Source organism: Acidocella sp. C78 (assembly GCF_907164655.1).
On the sequence record NZ_CAJQZK010000074.1, the window covers coordinates 16,104 to 39,111 of the forward strand.

At 72.0% G+C, this 23,008-nt stretch carries 17 protein-coding genes and 2 pseudogenes; 13 read left to right on the forward strand and 6 right to left on the reverse strand.

The window, feature by feature from the left end; genetic code table 11:
* Positions 1-15: 15 nt before the first annotated feature.
* Entirely contained in the window at positions 16-1,089 is a 1,074-nt protein-coding gene (locus tag ACIDOCELLA78_RS94235; protein ID WP_201729537.1) for a tartrate dehydrogenase, read from the reverse strand.
* Between the two features lie 143 nt (positions 1,090-1,232).
* Here ACIDOCELLA78_RS94235 and ACIDOCELLA78_RS94240 point away from each other — a divergent pair, with 143 nt between their 5' ends.
* From ACIDOCELLA78_RS94240 to ACIDOCELLA78_RS94250, 3 genes are all read left to right on the forward strand, one after another.
* The gene (locus ACIDOCELLA78_RS94240) at positions 1,233-2,525 is read left to right on the forward strand and encodes a DUF4010 domain-containing protein (protein ID WP_201729538.1); all 1,293 of its coding nucleotides are present in this window, start codon (positions 1,233-1,235) and stop codon (positions 2,523-2,525) included.
* A gap of 64 nt (positions 2,526-2,589) precedes the next feature.
* A complete protein-coding gene (locus ACIDOCELLA78_RS94245; RefSeq protein WP_201729539.1) occupies positions 2,590-3,480 on the forward strand; it encodes a CHAD domain-containing protein in 891 nt (296 codons plus the stop codon).
* Between the two features lie 127 nt (positions 3,481-3,607).
* Positions 3,608-5,890, forward strand: a complete 2,283-nt coding sequence (locus ACIDOCELLA78_RS94250) for an adenosylcobalamin-dependent ribonucleoside-diphosphate reductase (protein ID WP_201729540.1) — start codon at positions 3,608-3,610, stop codon at positions 5,888-5,890.
* A gap of 17 nt (positions 5,891-5,907) precedes the next feature.
* On the opposite strand, the pseudogene ACIDOCELLA78_RS94255 reads toward ACIDOCELLA78_RS94250, so the two are convergent.
* Positions 5,908-6,914, reverse strand: a pseudogene (locus ACIDOCELLA78_RS94255) (LacI family DNA-binding transcriptional regulator).
* Positions 6,915-7,107: 193 nt separating this feature from the next.
* On the opposite strand from ACIDOCELLA78_RS94255, the pseudogene ptsP reads away from it, so the two are divergent.
* The 5 genes and pseudogenes from ptsP to panE all read left to right on the forward strand — a co-directional run bounded on the left by ptsP (position 7,108) and on the right by panE (position 13,671).
* Positions 7,108-9,603 (forward strand): annotated as a pseudogene (gene ptsP, locus ACIDOCELLA78_RS94260) (phosphoenolpyruvate--protein phosphotransferase).
* Positions 9,600-10,556, forward strand: coding sequence for a 1-phosphofructokinase (gene pfkB, locus ACIDOCELLA78_RS94265; RefSeq protein ID WP_201729541.1), 957 nt, complete (start codon positions 9,600-9,602; stop codon positions 10,554-10,556). The pseudogene ptsP and the gene pfkB overlap by 4 nt, the downstream one beginning before the upstream one ends.
* Positions 10,553-12,238 carry a PTS fructose transporter subunit IIC gene (locus tag ACIDOCELLA78_RS94270; RefSeq protein WP_201729542.1) on the forward strand — a complete coding sequence of 562 codons (1,686 nt, stop codon included), beginning with the start codon at positions 10,553-10,555 and terminating at the stop codon, positions 12,236-12,238. The genes pfkB and ACIDOCELLA78_RS94270 overlap by 4 nt, the downstream gene beginning before the upstream one ends.
* A 69-nt stretch (positions 12,239-12,307) precedes the next feature.
* A complete protein-coding gene (locus tag ACIDOCELLA78_RS94275; RefSeq protein WP_201729543.1) occupies positions 12,308-12,745 on the forward strand; it encodes a PaaI family thioesterase in 438 nt (145 codons plus the stop codon).
* Positions 12,746-12,756: 11 nt separating this feature from the next.
* Entirely contained in the window at positions 12,757-13,671 is a 915-nt protein-coding gene (gene panE, locus ACIDOCELLA78_RS94280; protein WP_201729544.1) for a 2-dehydropantoate 2-reductase, read from the forward strand.
* Positions 13,672-13,825: 154 nt separating this feature from the next.
* Here panE and ACIDOCELLA78_RS94285 read toward each other — a convergent pair whose 3' ends face one another.
* Positions 13,826-14,539, reverse strand: coding sequence for a ribonuclease activity regulator RraA (locus tag ACIDOCELLA78_RS94285; protein ID WP_201729545.1), 714 nt, complete (start codon positions 14,537-14,539; stop codon positions 13,826-13,828).
* Positions 14,540-14,740: 201 nt separating this feature from the next.
* On the opposite strand from ACIDOCELLA78_RS94285, the gene ACIDOCELLA78_RS94290 reads away from it, so the two are divergent.
* Entirely contained in the window at positions 14,741-15,610 is an 870-nt protein-coding gene (locus ACIDOCELLA78_RS94290) for a M48 family metalloprotease (protein ID WP_201729546.1), read from the forward strand.
* Between the two features lie 69 nt (positions 15,611-15,679).
* Here ACIDOCELLA78_RS94290 and ACIDOCELLA78_RS94295 read toward each other — a convergent pair whose 3' ends face one another.
* The 3 genes from ACIDOCELLA78_RS94295 to ACIDOCELLA78_RS94305 form a co-directional block, all read right to left on the reverse strand.
* The gene (locus ACIDOCELLA78_RS94295; protein WP_201729547.1) at positions 15,680-16,210 is read right to left on the reverse strand and encodes an Hsp20/alpha crystallin family protein; all 531 of its coding nucleotides are present in this window, start codon (positions 16,208-16,210) and stop codon (positions 15,680-15,682) included.
* Between the two features lie 137 nt (positions 16,211-16,347).
* A complete protein-coding gene (locus tag ACIDOCELLA78_RS94300; protein WP_201729548.1) occupies positions 16,348-17,568 on the reverse strand; it encodes a DUF5666 domain-containing protein in 1,221 nt (406 codons plus the stop codon).
* Positions 17,555-18,433 (reverse strand): DUF6502 family protein, encoded by an 879-nt coding sequence (locus tag ACIDOCELLA78_RS94305; protein ID WP_249676540.1) that lies wholly within the window; start codon positions 18,431-18,433, stop codon positions 17,555-17,557. Before ACIDOCELLA78_RS94305 ends, ACIDOCELLA78_RS94300 begins: the two co-directional genes overlap by 14 nt.
* A 133-nt stretch (positions 18,434-18,566) precedes the next feature.
* Between ACIDOCELLA78_RS94305 and ACIDOCELLA78_RS94310 the strand changes: the two genes are divergently transcribed.
* The 4 genes from ACIDOCELLA78_RS94310 to ACIDOCELLA78_RS94325 form a co-directional block, all read left to right on the forward strand.
* Positions 18,567-19,373, forward strand: coding sequence for a hypothetical protein (locus tag ACIDOCELLA78_RS94310; RefSeq protein ID WP_201729549.1), 807 nt, complete (start codon positions 18,567-18,569; stop codon positions 19,371-19,373).
* A 161-nt stretch (positions 19,374-19,534) separates the two neighbouring features.
* Positions 19,535-20,956: a glycosyltransferase family protein gene (locus tag ACIDOCELLA78_RS94315; RefSeq protein ID WP_201729550.1), complete on the forward strand. Its 1,422-nt coding sequence runs from the start codon at positions 19,535-19,537 to the stop codon at positions 20,954-20,956.
* The gene (locus ACIDOCELLA78_RS94320; protein ID WP_201729551.1) at positions 20,956-22,323 is read left to right on the forward strand and encodes a glycosyltransferase; all 1,368 of its coding nucleotides are present in this window, start codon (positions 20,956-20,958) and stop codon (positions 22,321-22,323) included. The genes ACIDOCELLA78_RS94315 and ACIDOCELLA78_RS94320 overlap by 1 nt, the downstream gene beginning before the upstream one ends.
* The coding region (locus ACIDOCELLA78_RS94325) for a glycosyltransferase (RefSeq protein WP_201729552.1) at positions 22,320-23,008 on the forward strand (689 nt) is incomplete at its 3' end. The genes ACIDOCELLA78_RS94320 and ACIDOCELLA78_RS94325, both read left to right, overlap by 4 nt.

Genomic DNA, 23,008 nt, shown 5'->3' on the forward strand with positions numbered 1-23,008 from the left:
CGCGCCGCGCGCCGCCTATGCGTTGCCGCCCTCGATCGCGCCGATCACCGCTGCCGTGACCGCCGCCGTGGTGGCGTCGCCGCCGAGATCGCGGGTGCGGATGCCGGCCTCGGTGACGCGCTCCACCGCCGCCATCAGACGCCGCGCCGCATCCGCCTCGCCGAGATGGTCGAGCATCTGTGCCGCCGTCCAGAACGCACCCACCGGGTTGGCGACGCCCTTGCCGGTGATGTCGAAGGCGGAGCCGTGGATCGGCTCGAACATCGAGGGGAAGGTCCGCTCCGGGTTGATGTTCGCCGTCGGCGCGATGCCGATCGAGCCGGCGAGTGCGGCGGCGAGATCGGAGAGAATGTCGGCGTGCAGGTTGGTCGCCACCACCGTATCGATGCTCGCGGGATCATGAACCATGCGCACCGTCATCGCATCGACCAGCATGCGGTCCCACGTCACGGCGGGGAAATCGCGCGCGGTCGCGGCGGCGACCTCGTCCCACAGCACCATGCCGTGGCGCTGCGCGTTCGACTTGGTCACCACGGTGAGATGCCGGCGCGGGCGCGACGCGGCGAGGGCGAAGGCGAAGCGCATGATCCGCGCGACCCCGGCGCGGGTGAAGATCGCCACCTCCGTCGCCACCTCCTCCGCGTGGCCGCGATGCGAGCGGCCGCCCTGGCCGGCATATTCGCCCTCGCTGTTCTCGCGCACGATCACCCAGTCGAGATCCGCCGGGGCGCAGTCGCGCAGCGGCGAGGCGAGGCCGCGCAGCACCCGGGTCGGGCGGACATTGGCATACTGGTCGAACCCCTGGCAGATCGCGAGGCGCAGGCCCCAGAGTGTCACATGATCGGGGATGTCCGGCGCGCCGACGGCGCCGAAATAGAGCGCGTCGAACGTCTTCAGCCGCTCCAGCGCGCCATCCGGCATCATCACGCCGTGCCGGCGGTAATGGTCCGAACCGTAGTCGAAGCGGGTGACGTCGAGCGCGAAGCCGCCATCGCGGCGGGCGAGGGCGGCGAGCACGTCGAGCCCGGCGCCGATCACCTCGGGGCCGATGCCGTCGCCGGGGATGGCGGCGATGCGGTGGGTCTTCATGGGGCGGGCTCCTGTGCTGCGATCGGGGCATTCCGCGCCGGCTTGCCGGCAAGGCGGGCGCGGCGCATCGTTCATTCCGGTATCATGAGTCGCGCCGGGGCAAAACCGGCGCCAGCGGAGGGCGCGCGGATGACGGGGGCGGGATGCAGCGGGGCGCGATCGTGACGACGCTGACGCATACCGGCTTCGTCGCCTGGCTCATCATTGTCGGGCTCGGCTTCTTCTTCGGCCTCGCCTACGAGGATTTCAACGCCCGCACCGGCAGACGCAGGCCCGGCGGGGTGCGCAGCTTTCCGCTGCTCGCCCTCGCCGGCGGTGTGCTCTTCGCGCTCGACCCCGCGCCGCCGCTGCTGCTCGGCGCCGGGCTCGCCGTGCTCGGCCTCTGGCTCGGCCTCTATTACTGGCGCGGCATGGAGGAGCTTGCCCCGGACGGGGCGCGCAATGTCGGGCTGATGGCGCCGCTGTCCAACCTGGTCGCCTTCCTGATCGGCCCGCTGGCGCTGGCCGGACCGTTCTGGATGGCGGTGGGGCTCACCGTCGCGGCGACGCTGCTGCTGACGGCGCGCGAGACGCTGCACAGCCTCGCGCGCGGGATCGACCTCGCCGAGATCGTCAATGCCGGGCGGTTCCTGCTGATCACCGGCCTCGTGCTGCCGCTGCTGCCCGACCGGCCGGTGACGACCATCACCCGCGTCACCCCGCACGAGGCGTGGCTCGCGATGGTCGCGGTCTCGTCGATTTCCTATGCGAGCTACCTGCTGCGCCGCTACGTGGTGCCGCGCGGCTCGGGGCTGCTGGTCGCCTTTCTCGGCGGCATCTATTCCTCGACCGTGACCACCGTGGTGCTCGCCCGCCGCGCGGGCGCCGAGGCGCAGGCGGTGGTCGAGGCGCAGAGCGGCATCGTGGTGGCGAACGCGGTGATGTATCCGCGCCTGCTCGCCGTGATCCTGCTGTTCAACCCGGACATGGCGCTGGCGCTGGCGCCGTGGATGCTCGCGGTCGGCGCCTTTGGCGGGCTGCTCGCGCTGGGGTGGTACAGGCTGCGCGACCGAAAGGCCGCGGTGCCGCCGATCGTCAATGTCTCCAACCCGCTCGGCCTCGGCACCGCGGCGACCTTCGGGGTGCTGTTCGTCATCGTCTCGATCCTCGCTTCGGTGACGATGCGGATCTATGGCAGTTCCGGCCTCTACACCCTGGCCGGCATCGTCGGCGTCACCGACATCAACCCCTTCATCGTCAGCCTCGCGACCCATGGCGCCGGGGCGGCGCCCGATCCGGTCGAGATGGCTTCGGTGCTGATCGCCACCGGCTCGAACCATGTGTTTCACGCGATCTATGCCAGCGTCTATTCGCGCGGCAAGACGGGCGCGCCGCTGGTGATCTTCATGGCGCTGATGGCGGCGGCGAGCCTCGGCGCGGCAATTCTGGTGCATTGACGCCGCGCGCCGCGCGGGCGCAGGGTAAGGCCTTGCGGTCCGACCGCGATCGCGGAGGGATGCGATGAAGGCTGAGAGCGCAGCCCGGCCCGGGGCAGAGGCCGGGGCGGCGGCGAAGCCGCGCAGGCGGCGTGCGCGCGTGCGCGCGGCCTGGCGGCGGATCGTCGCCGCGCGCTGCGCCGAGCTTGGCCGCGAGGATGCCGGCGACGCCGATTCGGTGCATCGCCGCCGGGTCGCGATCCGCCGGCTGCGCAGCGTGCTCGCGCTGTTCGCCCCCTGCCTCGATAAGGTGGAACGCCGGCGCTACGATGTCGCGCTGCGCGAGCTGGGCCGCGCCTACGGCCCGGTCCGGGACTGGGACGTGGCGTGCCTGCGATCGTTTCCGGCGGCGATGAAGGGGGTGGACGCGGCGGCGGCGGCATCCGTGCTGGCGGCGTCGGACGAGGCGCGGGGCGCGGCGCGCGCGCGTCTCGCTTCGAGCGGGGCGGCGGCGGAATGCGCCGATCTCGCCGGCGAGATCGCGAGCTGGGCGGCCGGGCCATCCGTCATCGCGCCGGAGGCGACGAACCTTCCGGTCGAGGCGCTGGCGCCGGAGCTGCTGCGCCTGCTGGACCGGCGGGCCCGGCGGCGCGGGCGGCGGATCGGCCGCCTGTCGGACAAGGAGTTGCACGCGCTGCGCCGGGCGCTGAAACGGGCGAACTACGCCGCCGAGGCGCTGGAGGATGTCGCGCCCGGCCTGCCGCTCGGGAGGTTCCGCGCCGCCGCCGGGGCGGTGCTCGACCAGCTCGGCCGGTTCCACGATGCCACGGTCGCGCGCGGGCTTGCCGAAGGGCTCGCCGCCGATGATGTGCCGGTGGGCGCGCTGGTGCGGCGCTGGGCGAAGCGCCGGGCGCGGAAGGCGCGGCGCCGGCTGGAGCCGGCTTGGGAGGCGTTCCGCGACGCGCCCCGCCCCTGAGCCGCGTCTGATCCGTCTTTGGGCATGAGCGGCGCCGCGGTGGCGGCCCTCGGGGCTGCGCTGGTATGATCGGTGCCGGCCCGAGTCGGCGCCGCTTGCGCCCGAACGCCAGATCGGAGTGATCGACATGGATATCCCGGCAGAGTTTTCCGCTTCCCTTCCCTCCGTGATCGACACGATGGCGCCGATCTCGGCGCAGATCTGGGACGCCAAATACCGTTTCAAGGACGAGGCCGGAGCGCCGGTGGACCACACGGTGGAGGACACCTGGCGGCGCGTCGCCCGGGCGCTGGCCGCGACCGAGCGCGAGCCCGCGCGCTGGGAGGCGCCGTTCTACGAGGCGCTGCGGGATTTCCGCTTCGTCCCCGCCGGGCGGATCATTTCCGGCGCCGGCACGGCACGGCGGGTGACGCTGTTCAACTGTTTCGTGATGGGCGACATCGAGGACGATCTCGGCCGCATCTTCGCCCATCTGCGCGAGGCGGCGCTGACCATGCAGCAGGGCGGCGGCATCGGCTATGATTTCTCCTCGCTCCGGCCGAGGGGGGCGGCGGTGCGCGGGGTGGGGGCGGATGCGTCGGGCCCGCTCTCGTTCATGGATGTGTGGGATTCGATGTGCCGCACCATCATGTCCGCCGGCGCGCGGCGCGGCGCGATGATGGCGACGATGCGCTGCGACCACCCCGATATCGAGGCCTTCATTGCCGCCAAGCGCGAGAAGGGGCGGCTGCGGAACTTCAACCTCTCGGTGCTCGTCACCGACGATTTCATGGGCGCGGTCGAGGCCGATGCCGCGTGGGATCTCGTGTTCGACGGCAAGGTGTATCGCACGCTGCGGGCCCGCGCGCTGTGGGAGGCGATCACCCGCGCGACCTATGACTATGCCGAGCCGGGGGTGATCTTCATCGACCGGATCAACAAGCGGAACAACCTGTATTACTGCGAGACGATCCACGCGACCAATCCCTGCGGCGAGCAGCCGCTGCCGCCCTATGGCGCCTGCCTGCTCGGCTCGATCAATCTCGCCCGGCTGGTGCGCGATCCGTTCGGCCCCGGCGCGCGGATCGACGAGGCGGAGCTTGCCGATCTCGTGACCATCTCGGTGCGGATGCTCGATGACACGATCGACGCCTCGGGTTTCCCGCTGGAGGCGCAGCGCGAGGAGGCGGCGGCCAAGCGGCGGGTCGGCCTCGGCATGACCGGGCTTGCCGATGCGCTGATGATGTGCGGCCTGCGCTACGGCACGCCGGAGGCCGCCGCCCGCGCCGGCGACTGGGCGCGGCAGATCGAGCGCGCCGCCTATCTCGCCTCCGCCGCCCTCGCCGCCGAGAAGGGCGCCTTCCCGCTTTATGACGCGGAGAAATACCTCGCCGGCGAGACCGTCTGCGGGCTTGACGAGGACGTGCGCGCCGCCATCGCGGCCGGCGGCATCCGCAACGCGCTGCTCACCTCGGTCGCGCCGACCGGGACGATCTCGCTGCTGTCGGACAATGTGTCGAGCGGGGTCGAGCCGGTCTTCGCCCTGGCCTATACGCGCAAGGTGCTGCAACGCGACGGCAGCCGGCGCGAGGAGGAAGTGACCGACTACGCGCTGCGCCTGTTCCGCGCGAAATTCGGCGAGAGCGCGGCCCTGCCGGCGCATTTCGTCACCGCGCAGGAGCTGACCCCGGCCGAGCATGTGCGGATGCAGGCGGCGGTGCAGCGCCATGTCGACAGCGCGATCTCCAAGACGGTGAACGTGCCGGAGGATATCGGCTTCGAGGCGTTCCAGGAGGTCTATCTCGACGCCTATCGCAGCGGCTGCAAGGGCTGCACCACCTACCGGCCGAACGCGATCACCGGCTCGGTGCTGGAGGTCGCGCCGCCGGCGGATGCGAAGCCGGCGCCCGCGCCAGCGACCACCGCCGCCGGGCTGCTGGTGCGCGCCGACAAGCTGATCGGGGCCACCTACAAGCTGCGCTGGCCGGACAGCGAGCACGCGATGTATGTCACCATCAACGACATCGAGCAGGACGGGGTGCGCCGGCCGTTCGAGGTGTTCGTCAACTCGAAGAATCTCGAACATTATGCCTGGGTGGTGGCGCTGACGCGGATGATCTCGGCGGTGTTCCGCCGGGGCGGCGAGGTCGCTTTCGTGGCCGAGGAGCTGAAGCAGGTGTTCGATCCGCGCGGCGGGCAGTGGAGCGGCGGGCGCTACGTGCCCTCGCTGGTCGCGGCGATCGGCGACGTGATCGAGCGGCACATGGTCGAGACCGGGTTCCTGGTGCCGCCTTCGGACCAGAAGCGCGTGGCGGAGGTGCCGGCCGCAACCCCGCTCGGCGCGCTCTGCCCGAAATGCAGCCAGCCCGGCCTGGTGCGCGAGGCGGGCTGCCTGAGCTGCCTGCATTGCGGCTGGTCGAAATGCGGATGAGGGGGCGCGGGTAGGGTCTATTCGGCGGCTTCGTTCACGGCGCGCGGCGCGGTCGAGCCGCGGATGACGCAGCGCCCGCCGAGCACGATCTTGCGCACCGGGGCGGCGGGCGCGTCGAGCCGCTCCAGCAGCAGGCGCATCGCCTCGGCGCCGATCTGGGCCACCGGCTGCTCGATGACGGTGATGCCCGGGCCGATCAGGTCGGTCCAGCTCTCATTGTCGAACCCGGCGACCGCGAGATCCTCCGGCATTCGCCGTCCGGCGGCGCGCAGCGCGCGCACCGCCCCCATCAGCAGCAGGCCGTTGCTGGCGATCAGCGCCTCCGGCAGGGCGCCGCGCGCGAACCAGAGGGCGATTTCCTGCTCCGCCGCCGCGATGCTGGGGGCGGCGAAATGCGCGGCCGGGGTGAGCCCGGCGCGGCGCATCGCCGCCTCGTAGCCGTCCCGCCGCTCGATGCCGGTGGTGCTGGCATTGCCGAACAGCCCGGCGATGCGCCGGTAGCCCTGGCCGAGCAGGTGCTCGACCAGCAGGGTCCGGCGGCGAAATTGTCGAGCACCACGGCGTCCTGCCCGCTGGCGCGGCCGGCGCGGTCGATCAGCACCATCGGATAAGGCGGCCGGCCGCCGCGATCGAGCCGCTCGACCGAGGCGCGGGTGGGCGCGAAGATCACCCCGGTGACGCGCTCCTGCTCCATGAGCTGGAGATACATCGCCTCCTTCTCGGGATTCTCGTCGGTGTTGCAGAGAATCACGCGCAGGCCGGCGGCGTAGGCGGCATGCTCGACGGCGCGGGCGACGGCGGTGAAGAACGGGTTCGAGATGTCCGCGACGATCAGCCCGACCGTCTGCGACTCCTGCGAGCGGAGGCGGCGGGCGGACAGGTTGGGCCGGTAGCCGGTGCGCCGCACCGCCTCCTCGACCCTGTCGCGCAGCGCGGCGCTGACCGCGCCGCCGCCGAGCGTGCGCGAGACCGTCGCCGGCGAAACCCCGGCGGCGCGGGCCACATCCTTGATACTGACGGCCATCGGGGCGGTGTCTTTCCTGCCTGCCGCAACGGGCTCTCGAAATCGTTCTCAGAAACTGAGCATGAAACCCGCCGTTCCGGCAAGCGAAAACCAGCGCCCTCCCGGTTATTTTTCCCCAAAACACGAGAATGTTGTTGACAGGAAAAATTGAAAACGTTTTCGGTTCTCTCCCAGGGAAACGAGGAAACCGCCGATGTCACCCCCCTTGCAGGATGTCGCTTTCGGCCGCGCGCTGGTCGGGCTCGGCGCAGCACCCGCCTCGAAGGACGCGGCGATCGCGGCGGCCGCCCGCCTGCTGGAAGACGCCGGCTGCATCGCGCCGGGATATACGCGCAGCATGCTGCGCCGGGAAGCCGTCACCGGCACGTTTCTCGGCCACGGCGTGGCGATTCCCCACGGCATGGGCGAGGACCGGCACCTGGTCCGGTGCGACGGGATCGCGGTGTTGCAGGTGCCGGGCGGGGTGGCGTGGGGCGCGGGGCAGGTGGCGCGGCTCATCGTCGCCATCGCCGCGCGGGGCGATGCGCACATCGCCATCCTCCGCCGCCTCGCCGCGCTGATGCAGTCGCCGGACAGGCTCGCCGCGCTCGCCGCGACGACGGCGGCGGAGGAGATCGTCGAGGCGCTGGCGGGCGAGGCGGCCGGCCCTGCCGCCCCGGCGGCGGCGGCGGATTTCGCGCATCGGTTCGACATGGTGGTGGAGGATCCCGCCGGGCTGCACGCGCGGCCGGCCGCCGCCTGGGCGGAGGCGGCGCGGCAGAGCGGCCTCAGGGTTCGGGTGCGGCATGGCGAGGCGGTGGCGGATGGGCGCAATCTCGTCGCGCTGCTGCATCTCGGCCTGCGCGCGGGCGACCGCGTGGTGATCTCCGCCGAGGGGGAGAACGCCGCCGCCGGCCTCGCCCGGCTGCGGGCGCGCCTCGCCGCGCCTGCCGCGCCGGCGGTGGTGCGGGCGCCGACGCCTGCGGCATCCGCGCGGGGCTGGACGCCGCCCGAGCCGCTCGCGGCGATCGGCGGGATTGCGGCCAGCCCGGGCCTTGCCATCGGCCGGCTGCATGTCGTGGCCGGGGGCGCTGCGGAAATTGCCGACGAACCGCTCGCGCTGGCCGAGAGCGGGATGCGGCTCGACGCCGCGCTGGCGGCGGCGCGCGGCGAGCTGCACGACCTTGCGGCGGCGACCGAAGCCCGGCTCGGGGCGGGCGAGGCGGCGATCTTCCGCGCCTAGGCGGAGCTGCTGCACGATGACGACCTGATCGCCGCGTGCTGCCGGCTGATGGTCGAGGGGCATGGACCGGCCTGGGCGTGGCATGCGGCGGTCGGGCAGCGCGTCGCGGCGCTGGCGGAGCTGGACAATCCGGTACTGGCCGGGCGGGCGGCCGATCTGCGCGATGCAGGCCGGCGCGTACTCGCCCGGCTCGATCCTGCTTCAGCTTCCGGGTCGCTGGCGGATCTGCCGGCGGAGCCGTGCATCCTCGTCACCGACGACCTGTCGCCCTCGGAGACGGCGGGGCTCGATCCCGCCCGCGTGGCCGGGCTGGCCACGGCGGCGGGCGGGCCGGCCGCGCACACCGCCATTCTCGCCCGCACGCTCGGCCTGCCGGCGCTGGTCGGCGGCGGCGGCGCGCTGCTCGGCCTGCCCTCCGGCGCGATGGCGATTCTGGATGGCGCGGCGGGGTGTCTCTACCCCGATCCGCCGGCGGCGGCGATCGGGTCGGCCATCGCCTGGCGCGAAGCCTCCCGCGCGCGGCAGGCGGCCGCTTCCGGCGCCGCCGGCGCGCCGGCGGTGACGCAGGATGGCCAGCGCATCGGCATCGCCGCCAATGTCGACCGGCCCGGCCTCGTGGCGGCGGCGCTCGCGGCGGGCGGTGAGGGGGTGGGGCTGATGCGGACCGAGTTCCTGTTTCTCGACGCCGCTGCGCCGCCGGACGAGGCCGCGCAGCTGGAGGTCTACCGCGCGATGATCGCGGCGGTGGACGGGCGGCGGCTGGTGATCCGCGCGCTCGATCTCGGCGGCGACAAGCAGGCGCCGCATCTCGGCCTGAAGCGCGAGGCGAACCCGTTTCTCGGCGTGCGCGGGGCGCGGCTGCTGTTGCGCCGGCCCGACCTGCTGGAGCCGCAGCTGCGCGCGATCTACCGCGCGGCGATGGCGGGCGGGGATGTGGCGGTGATGTTCCCGATGGTGACATCGGTGGACGAGGTCGTCCGGCTGCGCGCCGCCTGCGAGCGGGTGCGCGCTTCACTCGGCGCGCCGGCGCTGCCGCTGGGCGTCATGATCGAGGTGCCGGCGGCCGCGATCCTGGCGGAGCGGCTGGCCGCGGCGTGCGATTTCCTCTCGATCGGCACCAACGACCTGACGCAGTACACCCTCGCGACCGACCGGCAGAACCCTGCCCTCGCCGCCGCGGCGGACAGCCTGCATCCCGCGGTGCTGCGGCTGGTGGCGCAGGTTGTGGCGGGGGCGGCGGCGCGGGGCTGCCCGGTCGGCGTGTGCGGCGGGATCGCCGGCGATCCGGCCGGCGCCGCCCTGCTCGCCGGGCTCGGGGTGACGGCGCTGTCGATGGCGCCGGCGGATATCGCGGCGGTCAAGGCGCGGCTGTGCGGCGCGCGGATGGAGGATTTGCGGGCGCTGGCCGCCCGCGCGCTCGACGCCGCGACGGCGGACGAGGTGCGGGCGCTGGAGGCGGGCGCGTGACCGGCCCGGTGATCACGCTGACGCTCAACCCGGCGATCGACGAGACGATCGTCCTCGACGCCCTCGCCCCCGGCACGGTGCACCGGGCGCGCGCGGTCGCCTTCCATGCCGGGGGCAAGGGGGTGAACGTGGCGAGCTGCCTGGCCGACTGGGGCGGCATTCCGGTGATCGCCGCCGGGCTGCTCGGCCGCGCCAACGAGGCGCCCTTCGCCCGGCTGTTCGCGGCCAAGGCGATCCGCGACGAATGCCTGCGGGTGCCGGGCGAGACCCGCACCAACGTCAAGCTCGCGCATGCGGGCGACACCACCGACATCAACCTGCCGGGCCTGGAGGTGACGGCGTCATCGCTGCGGGCGGTGAGCGCGCGGCTGCTCGGCCTCGCGGCGCCGGGGGCGATCGTGCTGCTGGCCGGCAGCCTGCCGGCGGGGGTCGATGAGGGGTTCTATGCCGGGCTGATCGCCGACCTTGCCGCGCGCGGCGCGCGGGTATTGCTCGACAGTTCCGGCCCGCCGCTCGCCTGCGCTCTGGCCGGCGGCGCGCCGCCCTGGTGCATCAAGCCCAACCGCGCCGAGCTGGAGGCGCTGGCGGGGCGGCGCCTCGCGGATGCGGCGGCGCTGCGCGATGCGGCGCGCGGGCTGCTCGGCTGCGGGGTGTCGCTGGTCGCCGTTTCGCTCGGCGCCGAGGGGGCGCTGTTCGTCACCGCCGAGGACTGCCTGCGCGCGGCGCTTGCGCCGATGCTCGTCGCCAGCACGGTCGGCGCCGGCGATGCGATGGTGGCCGGCATCATCGCCGGGATGCATGCGGGGGCTGGGCTCGAACGGATCGCCCGGCTGGGCACCGCCTTCGCCGCCGCCAAGCTGCGCGCGCCGGGGGCGAACCTGCCCGGGCGCGACGCGGTCGAGGCGCTGGCGCGGCAGGTGGTGGTCCGGCGCGAGGGGGAGAACGCGGCATGAGCGCGATCGTCGTGGTGATTGCCGGCGGGCGGGGTGCCGTGTCGCGCAGGCTGGCGGCCGAGGCGCTGCGCCGGGCAGCGCGCGATGCGGGGCATGACATCGCGATCGAGATCCGCGGCGGCGATGGCGTGCGCGAGCCGCTCGGCGCCGACCGGATCGCCGCCGCGGCGGTGGCGATCGAGATCGGGGCGGAGGCGGCGGGCGATCCGCGCTTCGCCGGGATGCGGCGCTGCGATGCCACGATCGACGAGGCGCTGGCCGATGCCGCCGCCGTGCTGCGCCGCGCCGTGGCGGCGGCGCCCGGCGGGCGGAAGATCGTCGCGGTCACTTCCTGCCCGACCGGCATCGCCCACACCTTCATGGCCGCCGAGGCGCTGCTGCGGGCGGGCAGGGCGCTCGGCCACGAGATCCGCGTCGAGACGCAGGGATCGGTCGGCGCGGGAACGCCGCTGACCGAGGCGGAGATCGCGGCGGCGGATGTCGTGCTGATCGCCGCCGACCGGCAGGTGGCGGAGGCGCGGTTCGGCGGCAAGCGGGTATTCCATAGCGGGACCAGGGCCGCGATCAATGACGGCGAGGCGCTGATCGCCCGCGCGCTCGGTGACGCCGCGCCCCAGGGCGGTGCTGCGCCGGTGGCCGCCGGCGCCGGGCGCGCGAGAACCGGGCCCTACAGGCACCTGATGACCGGCGTGTCGTTCATGATTCCGTTCGTCACCGCGGGCGGGTTGCTGATCGCGCTGGCCTTCGCCTTCGGCGGAATCCACGCGACCGACGCCGCGGCCGCGCGCAGCTTCGCCGGCGCGCTGTTCGAGATCGGCGCGCAATCGGCCTTCACCCTGTTCGTGCCGGTGCTCGGCGGCTACATCGCCTATTCCATCGCCGACCGGCCGGGGCTCGCACCGGGGATGATCGGCGGGCTGCTCGCCTCGCTGACCGGGGCGGGGTTTCTCGGCGCGATCCTCGCCGGCTTCATCGGCGGCTACGCGACGCGCTGGCTGAACGAGACGCTGCGCCTGCCGCGCGGCCTGCAGGGGCTGAAGCCGGTGCTGCTGCTGCCCGTGCTCGGCACGCTCTTCACCGGGCTGCTGATGGTCTATGTGATCGGCCGGCCGGTGGCCGAGCTGCTGCACCTGATGACGCATGTGCTGCGCTCGATGCAGGGCTCGGGCGCGCTCGCCCTCGGCCTGCTGCTCGGCGCGATGATGGCGTTCGACATGGGCGGGCCGGTGAACAAGGCGGCCTATACCTTCGCGGTCGGGCTGCTGTCGGCGCGGGTCTACACGCCGATGGCGGCGGTGATGGCGGCGGGGATGACGCCGCCGCTGGGCATCGCGCTGGCGACCAGGCTGTTCGCCAGCCGCTTCACCACGCTCGAACGCGAATCAGGGCTGCCGACCGCGGTGCTCGGCCTGTCCTTCATCACCGAGGGCGCCATTCCCTACGCCGCCGAGGACCCGTTCCGCGTGATCCCCTGCACCATGACCGGATCGGCGGTGGCCGGGGCGATCTCGATGGTGGCGGATGTGAAGCTGCGCCTGCCGCATGGCGGGATTTTCGTGCTGCCGATTCCCAACGCGGTGACGCATCTGGGGCTCTATGTGGTCGCCATCATCGCCGGGTCGGTGGTGACGGCGGGAATGCTCGGGCTGGTGAAGGCGCGGCTGGCCGCGCCCGAGCGATGAGGCGCGCGGGATTGTCGCATGCGGCAGGGCAGGCTAGGCATGGCACTCAATCACAGACCAGGATACTCCATGCCCGACCCCCTGCCGCCGCTTCCCGGCATCGACCAGCTTCGCGCCGTGATGGACTCCGACCTGCTCGCGATGGGGCAGACGCTGGGGTTCCGCCTGGTCGAGATCGCCGAGGGGCGGGTGGTGTTCGAGGGCAGTCCGGGGCGCGAGGTCTATAATCCGCTCGGCACGGTGCATGGCGGTTACGCCGCGACGCTGCTCGATTCCGCCTGCGGCTGCGCGGTGCATACCATGCTCACCGCCGAGCAGGCCTATTCGACGCTCGAACTCAAGGTTTCGTATCACCGGGCGATGACGGTCGAGACCGGGGTGGTGCGCGCGGTCGGCACGGTGATTTCGCTGGGCCGGCGCGCCGGCTTCTCGGAAGCGAAGCTGACAGATGCGAGCGGCCGGCTCTATGCTTCGGCCACCTCGACTCTCATCATCATGCAGCGCTGAGGAGACGCCCCATGCGCATTCTGGTGGTCGGCGCCGGCGGCACCGGCGGATATTTCGGCGGCAGGCTGGCCGAGGCCGGCCTCGACGTGACATTCCTGGTGCGCCCGGCGCGGGCGCGGGCACTGGCGGCGGGCGGGCTCGTCATCCGCAGCGTGAAGGGCGATGCGCATCTGCCCGCGCCATCGGTGGTGACCGCCGATCGGCTGGAGCCGGTGTTCGATCTCGTGCTGCTGAGCTGCAAGGCCTATGACCTCGACGACGCGGTGGCGGCGATGGCGCCGGGCATCGGCCCGCACGCGCTGATCCTGCCGCTGCTCAACGGCATGCGCCATCTCGACGTGCTCGATGCGCGGTTCGGCGCGCCGCAGGTGCTGGGCGGGCAGTGCGTGATTTCCGCCGCCCTCGACGCCGAGGGGCAGGTGCTGCATCTCAACGACGCGCATACGCTGACCTTCGGCCCGCGCGCCTCCGGGCAGGATGCGCGGGCGCGGGCGATCGCCGAGCTGTTCGGCAGGGCCGGTTTCGTCACCCGGCTGAGCGACGCCATCATGCAGGACATGTGGGAGAAATGGGTGTTCATCGCCGCCCTCGCGGGCATCACCTGCCTGATGCGCGCGCCGGTGGGGGCGATCGTCGAGGCCGGCGGCGCCGGGATCGCGCTCGGGCTGGCGGCCGAATGCGCCGGCATCGCCGCGCGGCAAGGGTTCGAGCTGCGCCCGGCGGCAGCCGCGCGGCTGAAGGAATGGCTCGCCACCCCCGGCTCGGCGATGACCGCCTCGATGCTGCGCGACATGGAGCAGGGCGGGCGGATCGAGGCCGGGCACATCATCGGCGATCTGCTGCGGCGGGGCGACGCGGCGGCGTGCCCGCTGCTCGCCATCGCCGATGTGCATCTGCGCGCCTACGAGATCCGCCGCGCCGGATGAGGCGCGCGATCTGATCGGATGATGCTGTATGATATAGACGATTAGAGCATCTTTATCCGATCAGATGATTCCCTCTGATCGGATGATGCTGTTTGATATCGATGATTAGAGCATCTTTATCCGATCAGATGATTCCCTCTGATCGGATGATGCTCTACCGGCCGGTGCGGGTGCGCCAGGCGGAGAAGTCGGCTTCGGTGGCGGGGTCGGTCGGCGGGTAGAGGCCGAGGATGGAGGCGCCCGCGCGCACCCGCTCGGTGACGAAATCCTCGAACACCGTCATCTCCGTCGCCTCCCGCGCCAGCTCGTCGGCGAGATGGGCGGGCAGCACGACCGCGCCGTCGGCATCGCCCACGATCACGTCGCCGGGAAAGACCGGCGCGTCGCCGCAGCTGATCGGATCGTCGATCGCGATGGCCTGGTGCAGGGTGAGGTTGGTCGGCGCGCTCGGCCTCGTGTGATAGGCGGGAAAGCCGAGTGCGGCGATCTCGGCGCTGTCGCGGAAGCCGCCATCGGTGACGATGCCCGCCGCCCCGCGCTGCATCAGCCGGGTGACGAGAATGCCGCCGGCCGAGGCGGCGCGGGCGTCCTTGCGGCTGTCGATCACCAGAACCGCGCCGGGCGGGCAGGTCTCGATCGCCTGGCGCTGCTTGTGGTCGCGGTTGCGGAACACGGTGATCGGGTTGAGGTCCTCGCGGGCCGGGATGTAGCGCAGGGTGAAGGCCTCGCCGACCATGCTCTGCCGCGGCGGGCTGAGCGGCAGCGCGCCCTGGATCGCCTGTTGGCGCAGGCCGCGGCGGAACAGCGCGGTGGCGAGGGTGGCGGTGCTGACGCGGGTGAGGAGCGCGCGGGTTTCCGGCTTGAGCATGTCGTGTCTCGCGGGGGCAGGGCGCCCGGGCTGTCTGGTGCCGGGCCGGCGTGGTGATGACGAATCGAGGCCGAGCAGATCACACAAGGCAGCGCGGGGTCAATGCGCGGGGCTTGATTCACCTCAATGAGGCCCGCCCGCCCGAGGCCTATCAGACAGGATGCTGGCGCTGCTCCCGTTGTTGATGAAAGGCGGCGTGTCATGGCGAACCTGATCCGGACCGGCCTGCTGATGGCGGTGCTCACCGCGCTGTTCATGGCGGTTGGTTATGGCCTGGCTGGCGGAACGGGAGCGGCGGTTGCCTTCGTGGTCGCCGGCGCGGGGAATTTCGTGGCCTACTGGGTGGCCGACCGCGCGGTGCTGGCGGCCTATGGGGCGCAGCCGGCCGATCCGGCGGCGTTTCCCCGCCTCGTTGCGCTGGTCGACCGTCTGGCGCGCAAGGCGGGGATGGCGGTGCCGCGGGTGTTCGTGATCGATGCGGACCAGCCAAACGCTTTCGCCACCGGGCGCGATCCGGCGCATGCGGCGGTTGCCGTGACCACCGGGCTGCTGGGCGCGCTGGAGGAGGCGGAACTGGCCGGCGTGCTGGCGCATGAACTCTCGCATATCCGCCATCGCGACACGCTGACGATGACGGTGACCGCGACGCTGGCCGGGGCGATCGGCATGATGTCCAACCTCGCGCTGATCTTCGGCGGCGGCGACGAGCGCCGGGCGAGCCCGTTTTCCGGCATCGCGGGCGTGCTGTTGCTGGTCCTTGCGCCGCTGACGGCGACGCTGGTGCAACTCGCCATTTCCCGCGCCCGCGAATATGCCGCCGATGCCGGTGCGGCCGCACTGACCGGCCAGCCGCTGGCGCTGGCGCGCGCGCTCTCGCGGATCGGGGAGATGGCGCGCTGGGTCGGCAACGAGGATGCCGAGCGCAACCCGGCGACCGCCTCGCTCTTCATCGTCAATCCGCTCGCCGGCACGGCGTTCGACGCCCTGTTCGCGACCCACCCGCCGCTGCGCGAGCGCGTCGCCCGGCTGCGTCGCATGGCCCAGTTCGACGCTGCCGGGCTCACGGGATGAAGCGCGCCGGGGGCAGCGGTCATGCGGAAACCGCAGCGGGGCGCGCCGGTGCGGCACGCCCCTGACGGGTCAGCCCGCCTTGATCTCGATCTTGCGTTCGGTGCGGATGGCCTCGGGCCGTTTCGGCAGGGTGATGGTCAGCACCCCGTTGGCGAACTGCGCCTCGATCCGCGCCGGATCGGCGCTGCCGGGCAGGCTGAAGCGCCGCTCGAACCGGCCGTAGCGGCGTTCGCTGAGCTGGTAGTCGGCCGCCGTGGTTTCCTGCGTGCTGCGCTTCTCGCCGGAAATCGACAGCATGTCGTCGGTCGCCTTGATCTCGACATCCTTCAGCGCGAGCCCGGGGAGTTCGGCGGTGATGACGAAGGCCTTCTCCTGCTCGATGACATCGACGGCCGGGGAGTCCGGACCGCGCGACCAGAACGGCTCGAAGGGGAAGCCGGCCTGCCGGGCGCGGCGCGGCGGAATGCCGTCGAAATCCTCGAACAGGCGGTTGACCTCACGGCGCAGGGATTCGAAGGGGCGCCAGAAATCCGGCATGCCGGCGTGGCGCCGCTCCGGCTCGGCGGTCTTGGGCCGGGGTTCGACCTGGGTACTCGACATGGCTGCGATCCTTTCCGGGTGACAGGGTTGTGCCGATGGTGTCGACCCCCGGAAATCTAGAGCAACGTCCGATCAGATGGAGTCATCTGATCGGACAGAGATGCTTGGAAAATCAGATAGATAGGCTTGCCGTTCGGTTACTGGTCGGACGGCGGCTCGATCTCGGGCGCGTCGATATCCGGCTCCGGCGTCTGCGGGTTCGGGATCTCGATTTCCGGCGTGCCGTCTTCCACCGTCTCGGCCTCCGGCGCCTCGCCGACTTCCGGCGGCTCGAGATGGTGCGCCGGCGGCGCGGCCGTATGCACAGGCGGGCCGGCCTCTCCCGGCTTGCCGCCGGATGGTCCGGTCTCGGGCGGTTCGGGGAGTTCCGGGGTCAGCTCGGTTGCCGTGATCTCGCCGGCTTCGGAGAGTTCGCCGATCACCTCGACGCGGGTGAGGCCGCTGAACCGGTGCGCGCCGGGCGGCGCCTTCACCGCCATCCCGTCAGCCGCGACGAGGCGCCCGCTGCCGGTGGAGCGGAAGAAGTTCACCGCCTCGACCCGTGTGCCCGGCGTGCCGAGGCGCAGGGGGCGCGGCACGAGGGCGGCGAGCACCGGCTGCCCGTCGATGACGCGGCCAGTGGCGATGACGCGCTCGCCCTGGTGCAGCCCGGCGAGCATTCCGGGTTTCGCCGTCAGCACGAGGCCGCCGAGCCGCGCCTGCCCGGGCGGGCTCGCGCCGAGCGTGGTTTCCAGCCGGAAGCCGTGCGATGCGGGCAGGGTGTTGACGCGGGAGGCGACCCAGTTGCCATCGGTCTGGCGCTGGGCGGAGATCCCGACCATCTGCCCCGGATGCAGCGCGGCGCCGGGCAGCGGGCGCGGCAGCAGGACGGTCTGGCGCAGCACGGTGATCTCCCGCCCGTTGGCGGCGATGTGGGTGACCGGGCCGATGATCGCCTGCCAGGTGGCGATGCTGCGGGCGATGCCGCCATGCGCGCCCTCGGCGACGCCGTGGACGATCGCCATGTCGCCCACCCGGAGAGCGGCGGCGGTGGCGGGCTGGCCGTCGATCGTGACCAGGGTGCCGGCGGTGATGCGGTATTCCCGGTTGTTCACGAAGACGCTGCCGAAGCGCTGGATCGGCCCATAGCCGACGATGGGCGCGCCAGTGCGGCCGATGCCGGTGCCGCCGATGCCGCCGGTTTCCTGGCCGATGCCGGTGCCGCCGATGCCGCCGGTGTCATGGCGGATGCCGGTGCCGCCGATGCCGCCGGTCTCCTGCGCGCCGGCAAGGCCGGGCAGGGTGCCGAGCGGCACGGCGAGCAGCAGGGCAAGGCGCCAGCGCTTCCGGCGCGGCGCGGTCGGCTCAGGGACGGTCATCGGCATCGGTCTCGTAATAATACACGCCGAGGCGGAGCCGGCGCAGTTTTCCCTCGCCATCGCCCGCACCCTCGGCCTCGGTGCTGGAGAGATTGCCCGCGAGCAGATGCTCGTTGCACTGGCGCAGCAGCCGGTCCGCCATGTCGGACAGCACGGGGCGGGCGGCGGCGAGCCGGGTTGCGCCGATGCCGTTGTGGAACAGCGCCCGCTCGATGAAGACCGGCTCCTCGCCGGCGAGGTTGTGGAAGGCGCTGCGCATGTGATCGCCGACATTGGCGGCGAGGAAGAGCAGCTTGTCGCGCGGCTCGCCGGGGGTGAAGGCCGCGCGCAGCAGGCGGATGCGCTCATCGGCCAACCGCTCGATCGCGCCGGCGCGTTCGAGTTCCTCGATGATGGTGCGGCCGCGCACATCGACCTTCGCGGCGCGGAGCAGGGCATCGAACCCCGGATCGTCGCTCTCGCCGCGCACCGTCAGCGGCCGCGGCGCGCCCGTCGCATCGCGGAAGGCGGCGGCGGAAACCCAGGTGCCGATCACCCGGGCGGCGGCGTTGACCCCGGCCATCGGGTCGCGCGGCGGCGGTGTTGCCGCGGCGGCGGCGGCCTCGCGCAGGCGCTTGACCTCGCGGCGGTTGATGCCGGTGATGGCGCTGATCTGGCTGTCGGTCGGGCTGGCATCGCCCTCGTGGTTGCGGACGGCTTCGTCGATGTAGACGCGCTTGAGCAGGTCGCGAAAGGCGATGTAGCCCCAGCCCCGTCGCATGAGATAGGCGACGAGGGGACGCAGCAACCGGCCCAGCATGTTCTCGATATCGGATTCCATTCCCGCTCGCCTGCCGACCGTGGCGTGGGTGGCTGCCTCAGCCATCCGCCCCGCGTTCTGTGTGTGACAAACTCCCACATAATACACGTGCAGAAATTTGCAATCGGATGACAGCCGCGCAGGCCATTGGAATGACATATTCCATTATGATACTGGATGGGATCATTATGGGAACGCGATGACGGTCTTGGGAAGCGCGCGCGTGGCGGCGGCGGAAGGATACCGGGGGCTTTCGGCGCTGGCCCTGCTGGCCGCCGCGGCCCTGCCCGGGCCGGCACGCGCCGCTGCGCCCAACGGCTTCACCATCGGGCTCGAACCTTCGCTGTTCACCGGGCGGTTCGGCACCCATCACACCATTCACATCTATGACCTGCCGCTGTCGGTCGTCTATCAGCACAACCGTCTGCTGGTGCGGGTGGAACTGCCCTATATCGCGGTGGCGGGGGCTGGGATCGTGGCCGGACAGTCGGTGATTTCCGGGCGCGGCTCCGGCGCCACCCGCCAGGGCCTCGGCGATGTCTGGGTCAAGGCCGAATACCGGCTCGCGCACGCGCATGGCGCGGTGCCGGCCATCGAGCCCTATGTGAAGGTGAAGCTGCCGGTCGCTTCCTATCGCAAGGGGCTCGGGACCGGGCGGTTTGACGAGGAAGCCGGCGTGCGGACGGTCTGGCGGATCGGCGACCGGGTGTTTCCCTATGTTCAGCTTGGCTACCGCGTGGTCGGCCGTCTGCCGGGGCTGCACCTCCTGAATGTCATGACCTTCGAGCCGGGGGTGGCGGTGGCGGTGACCCCCCGGCAGTTCGTCAGCGTTATCCTGATCGGCCACACGCCGATCCAGAAGCGGCGCACGGCGGTGGCCTCCGCCATACTGGCATATAACCTGCGGATGAATTTCCGTTGGGAATTGCAGCTTTACGCAACGCGTGGGCTGACCTCGCAGAGTGCCGCCTTCGGCGCCGGCCTCGGCGTCATGGCGCATTTCTAACAGTCTTTTCAATAACTTAGACAGAAAAAACCGGAATCCGCGCTGCGGCGCGGGACGGGTGAACCTGTCCGCTTGTTCATGCTTGCTGTCGTTTTCGCGCTTGACTGTGGAACTTTCTCCCACGATAACAACATGACACCGACAGCGGAAAGGAACCCTGTATGCGCGATGTTCATGTGGCTGAGCGGGACAGCGCGCCAGGATTCGCCGGCGCCGTCTGGCGGGAGGCGGGGGTGGATGCGGCCGAGCCGTTTGGCGGCGGGGGGATGCCGGATGAAGCGGCGCCGGAAGGCTGGCCGGGCGGCATTCTGACGCGCCGGGGCGGCGCACGGGCGCCGGGATGCGGCGGGCGCGTCGGGCCGGCGGTGGTGTTTCTCTATTCGCACGACACGTTCGGCCTCGGGCATCTGCGCCGCAACCTCGCCATCGCCGAGCGGCTGCTCGACACGCGGCAGTTCGCGGTTCACCTGCTGACCGGCTCGCCGGTGATCGGGCGGTGGCGGCTGCCGCCGGGGCTGCATGTGCATCCGCTGCCGCCGGTGGTGAAGACCGGCGCCGAAACCTACAAGGCGCGCGAGGCGGGGCAGAGTTTCGGCCTGGTGAAAGGCTATCGCGCCGCGCTGATCCTGACCCTCGCGCTGCGCTACCGGCCGGACGTGTTCCTGGTCGATCACGCGCCGGCGGGGATGAACGGGGAAATCCTGCCCACGCTGGCGATGATGCGGCGCGACATGCCGCAGACCAGGGTCATGCTCGGCCTGCGCGACATTCTCGACAGTCCGGAGACGGTGCGGGCGATCTGGGCCGAGCAGGACATCCCCGACCTGCTCGACCAGGCTTATGACGATATTCTGGTCTATGGCTCGCGCGCCCTGTTCGACGTGGCGGAGGCGTACGGGATCGGCGGGGCGGTGGCCGGGCGGGTGCGGTATTGCGGGCATGTCGTCGCCGCCGATCTGCTGCGGCCGGGCGGCGAGGGGGCGGCGCCGTGCTGGTCCGCGCTGCGGGCGGCGGGGCGGAAGGTCGTTCTGGTGACGGCCGGCGGCGGCGGCGACGGGTTCGCGCTGATGGAGGCCTATCTGCGCGGGCTGCCGCGGGGGATGCCGGCGGCGTTCCATTCCGTCATCGTGACCGGACCGCTGATGCAGACGGCGCAGCGCGCCGCGCTGACCGCAGCGGCCGCCGGGCGGGACGATGTCGAGCTGGTGGACTACATCACCGATCCGCTGCCGAGCCTGCGCGCCGCCGATCTCGTCATCGCGATGGCGGGCTACAATACCAGCGCCGAACTGATCGCCGCGCGCAAGCGGGCGATTCTGGTGCCGCGGCCGGCGCCGCGGGCGGAACAGCTGCTGCGGGCGCGGCTGCTGGCGGGGCTTGGCCTGGTGCGTGCCATCGAGCAGGGGCCGGATCTCGCCGCCGATCTCGCGCGCGAGATCCCGTCCGTCCTCGCCGCCGCCGAGCCGCCGCCCGAAACCTGGGCACGGCTCGATCTCAATGGCGCCGAACGGGTGGCCGCCCATCTCACCGCCGTCGCCGGGTCGCGGCAGGACGTGGCCGGCCCGGCCTGGGAGATCGCCTGATGCCCGCCTTCGCCAGCCTCGACCCTGCCGCCGCCCCCGCCGGGGATGCGCCGGTCATCTATATCATGAAGCGCTATCCCCGGCTGACGGAAACCTTCATTCTCAACGAGATCCGCGCGATGGAGCGGCTGGGGGCGAAGCTGCACATCGTCTCGCTGCTGCCGCCGGAACCGCCGCCGCACCACCCGATGGTCGCCGAGGTGGAGGCGCCGCTGCATCCGGTTCCGCCGATGAGCGAGGCGGCCGGGCGCCGGCAGATCGCCGCCGCCCATCGCCGCGCCATCGCCGCCGCGCCCGGGCGCTATCTCGCCGCCTTCGGCCGGGCGATGCTGTTTTCCGCGCGGTCGCCCAATCCGCTCTCGGTCTGGAAGCAGTTCCTGCGCGGCGGCGTGATCGCGACCCTGTGCCGGAGCCACGGCATCCGCCACATTCACGCCCATTTCGCCAATGCGCCGGCCGCCGCCGCGTGGTTCGCCAGCATGATGACGGGGCTGCCCTTCAGCTTCACCGCCCATGCCAAGGATCTCTACCTCACGCCGCCGCAGGTGATCCGCAAGCGCGCGCTGGCGGCCAGCTTCGTCGCGACCTGCACGGGGTACAACGTCAAATATCTCGCCGGGTTGCTGGATGGCGAGACGGACAGGATCAAGCTCGTCTATCACGGCATCGATCTCGGCCTGTTCGGCGCGCGCCGGCAGGACGCGGCAGTGCGGGAGGCCGGCGAGACGCTGATCCTCTCGGTGGGCCGGCTGGTGCCGAAAAAGGGGCATGACGACCTGATCGCGGCCTGCGCGCGGCTGCGCCGGCAAGGCATCGCCTTCCGCTGCCGGATCATCGGCGAGGGGCCGCTGCGCGAGACGTTGCAGGCGCAGATCGCGGCGCACGGGCTGGACGGGGTGGTGACGCTCGACGGCGCGATGACGCATGCCGACCTGATCGCGCTCTACGCCACCGCCAATGTGTTCGCGCTCGCGCCGCGGATCACGGAGGATGGCGACCGCGACGGGATTCCCAACGTGATCGCCGAGGCGATGGCGATCGGCGTGCCGGTGGTCTCGACCAGGGTGTCGGGGATTCCCGAACTGGTCCGCGACGGCGAGACCGGGCGGCTGGTGCCGCCGCGCGATCCGGCGGCGCTGGCCGCGGCGATCGAGGACATCCTGGCCGATCCCGCCACCGCGCGCCGCCTGGCCGAAGCCGGGCGGGCGCGGCTCGAAGGCGAGTTCGACCTCTGGACGACCACGCGCCGGCTGCATGCGCTGCTCGGCTGCGCCGGCTGCGTGCCGCAGGCGCGGGAGGGCGGCGGGACGCGGTTTCGCGCCGATTCGCCCACAGCACCCTCATCGCTGGCGAAGGCATCGTCGTGAAGATCCTGTATCTCAATCTCGATCGGGGCATTCCGGTCGAGGGCGACAAGGGCGCTTCGGTGCATGTGCGCGAATTCGTCGCCGCGGCGGCGTCGCTCGGCCATGAGGTGACGCTCGCCTGCACCACGCGCGGCGCCGGCAATCCGCCGCCGCCGGCGCGCCTCCTGGAATTCGCGCCGCCGCCGGCGGACATGGCGATCATCGACCCGATCGAGCGGCGCGAGCGCGTGCGGATCGAGCATGACTGGTCGGTCGGCGACCGGGTTCTCGCCGCGCTCGCCAGCCACGGCATCGCGCCCGACCTCGTCTATGAGCGGCATGCGCTGTTTCATCGCGCGGGCGTGTGCATCGCCACGCGGCTGGGCGTGCCGCGGCTCCTGGAGGTCAACGCGCCGCTGGTCGAGGAGCAGCGGCGGTTTCGCGGCCTTTGTCTCGTTGACGAGGCGTTGGCGGCGGAGGCGGAGTCGTATCGCGGGGCGGACGCGATCATCGCCGTCTCCCGGCAGGTGGCGGCGCATGTCGCCGCCGTGCTCGGCCGGGCGGACCGCGTTCATGTGGTTCCCAACGGGGTCGATCTCGCCCGCTTCGCCGATGTCGATCCGGCGGGGCAGGCGCTGCGCGCCCGGCTCGGCCTCGGCGGGCGGCGGATTGCCGGGTTCGTCGGCAGTTTCAAGGCCTGGCATGG

Excerpts from the sequence above, each read along its gene's own strand:
- ACIDOCELLA78_RS94235 (WP_201729537.1), bottom strand. The coding sequence starts at position 1,089 with ATGAAGACCCACCGCATCGCCGCCATCCCCGGCGACGGCATCGGCCCC.
- ACIDOCELLA78_RS94240 (WP_201729538.1), top strand. The coding sequence starts at position 1,233 with ATGCAGCGGGGCGCGATCGTGACGACGCTGACGCATACCGGCTTCGTC.
- ACIDOCELLA78_RS94245 (WP_201729539.1), top strand. The coding sequence starts at position 2,590 with ATGAAGGCTGAGAGCGCAGCCCGGCCCGGGGCAGAGGCCGGGGCGGCG.
- ACIDOCELLA78_RS94250 (WP_201729540.1), top strand. The coding sequence starts at position 3,608 with ATGGATATCCCGGCAGAGTTTTCCGCTTCCCTTCCCTCCGTGATCGAC.
- ACIDOCELLA78_RS94270 (WP_201729542.1), top strand. The coding sequence starts at position 10,553 with ATGAGCGCGATCGTCGTGGTGATTGCCGGCGGGCGGGGTGCCGTGTCG.
- ACIDOCELLA78_RS94275 (WP_201729543.1), top strand. The coding sequence starts at position 12,308 with ATGCCCGACCCCCTGCCGCCGCTTCCCGGCATCGACCAGCTTCGCGCC.
- panE (WP_201729544.1), top strand. The coding sequence starts at position 12,757 with ATGCGCATTCTGGTGGTCGGCGCCGGCGGCACCGGCGGATATTTCGGC.
- ACIDOCELLA78_RS94285 (WP_201729545.1), bottom strand. The coding sequence starts at position 14,539 with ATGCTCAAGCCGGAAACCCGCGCGCTCCTCACCCGCGTCAGCACCGCC.
- ACIDOCELLA78_RS94290 (WP_201729546.1), top strand. The coding sequence starts at position 14,741 with ATGGCGAACCTGATCCGGACCGGCCTGCTGATGGCGGTGCTCACCGCG.
- ACIDOCELLA78_RS94295 (WP_201729547.1), bottom strand. The coding sequence starts at position 16,210 with ATGTCGAGTACCCAGGTCGAACCCCGGCCCAAGACCGCCGAGCCGGAG.
- ACIDOCELLA78_RS94300 (WP_201729548.1), bottom strand. The coding sequence starts at position 17,568 with ATGACCGTCCCTGAGCCGACCGCGCCGCGCCGGAAGCGCTGGCGCCTT.
- ACIDOCELLA78_RS94305 (WP_249676540.1), bottom strand. The coding sequence starts at position 18,433 with ATGGCTGAGGCAGCCACCCACGCCACGGTCGGCAGGCGAGCGGGAATG.
- ACIDOCELLA78_RS94310 (WP_201729549.1), top strand. The coding sequence starts at position 18,567 with ATGACGGTCTTGGGAAGCGCGCGCGTGGCGGCGGCGGAAGGATACCGG.
- ACIDOCELLA78_RS94315 (WP_201729550.1), top strand. The coding sequence starts at position 19,535 with ATGCGCGATGTTCATGTGGCTGAGCGGGACAGCGCGCCAGGATTCGCC.
- ACIDOCELLA78_RS94320 (WP_201729551.1), top strand. The coding sequence starts at position 20,956 with ATGCCCGCCTTCGCCAGCCTCGACCCTGCCGCCGCCCCCGCCGGGGAT.